At 36.3% G+C, this 1060-nt stretch carries 1 protein-coding gene; it reads left to right on the top strand.

Translation table 11 applies throughout. The annotated features are described in order from the left end of the window. Positions 1-242: 242 nt before the first annotated feature. The coding region (locus tag NBH15_RS29170) for an IS110 family transposase (protein ID WP_250824220.1) at positions 243-1060 on the top strand (818 nt) is incomplete at its 3' end.

The following is a 1060-nucleotide window of genomic DNA, read 5'->3' as shown; positions in this document are numbered from 1 at the left end:
ACCTTAGTTTTGGCAGATAGAATTTCGATAAGATAAAAAAGATAGATTTGTAATATGTCAAACCATTGAAAGAAAGGAAGACAAAGAGTGAACCAGTAAAAAAATGGAATAAGATTCATGTTCATATTAGGACTCTCTGTCTACCCTGAACCCAGACCTATATAAGAATATAACACCTTAGTTGTTAAGGTTTTTAGGCTAAGTTCAAGTTCCTTTCTCTCTTTTTTGCCCAATACAAAAATATGGAAAACTTTTATTTTATCGGTGTAGATGTCTCAAAAAAGAAGTTGGATATCTGCGTAATGTGTGGTTCTAAAGTGGTAACAGAGGAACAAGTGACAAATCATCAGCAAGCTATATTAAAGCTGATCAACGAATTAAAGCGGGATTTAAATATGACAAATGGAGATTTTATAATCTGTGCTGAACATACGGGACAATATACTTATCCTTTGATTTGTGTTTGTAAATCAATAGATTGTAAGTTATGGCTGGAAAATCCAACCCAGATAAAGTATTGCTCAGGTCTGACTCGTGGTAAAAACGATAAGGTGGATGCAAAACGTATCGCCATATATGCTTCCCGATTTTGTGATCAGGCAGTTTGTTATAAACGTCCCTCTGAAGAAGTGACTCGTTTAAATCAATTGGAGGCAGAACGGACTCTCTATCTGGTAGACTTATCAAAATATAAAGCTCAGTTGACCGATCAGAAAGACTTTATGCCTAAAGCATTATACAAAGATAAATCCAGTAGGTTGAAAATGTTAATCAAATCCCTGGAACAGGTACTAAAAGCAATAGAAGATGAAATGAACAGAATTATAGAATCAACTAAGATACTAAGCCGACAGATGGATCTTTTGACATCCATTGATGGAATCGGTCGTGTAGTTGCCATGAATATGATAATTGCAACAGAAGCCTTTACACGCTTCGATAATCCCAGGCAGTTCTGCTGTTATGCAGGTGTGGCACCGTTTGCTTATACTTCTGGAAGTAGCCAGCACTCCAAAAACAGAGTCTCGCAGAGAGCCTGTAAGTATATTAAAACGTTGCT

Origin of the sequence: Parabacteroides caeci, assembly GCF_023656795.1 — a bacterium.
GTDB lineage: Bacteria > Bacteroidota > Bacteroidia > Bacteroidales > Tannerellaceae > Parabacteroides > Parabacteroides segnis.
This window is presented reverse-complemented; position numbering and strand designations above follow the sequence as displayed.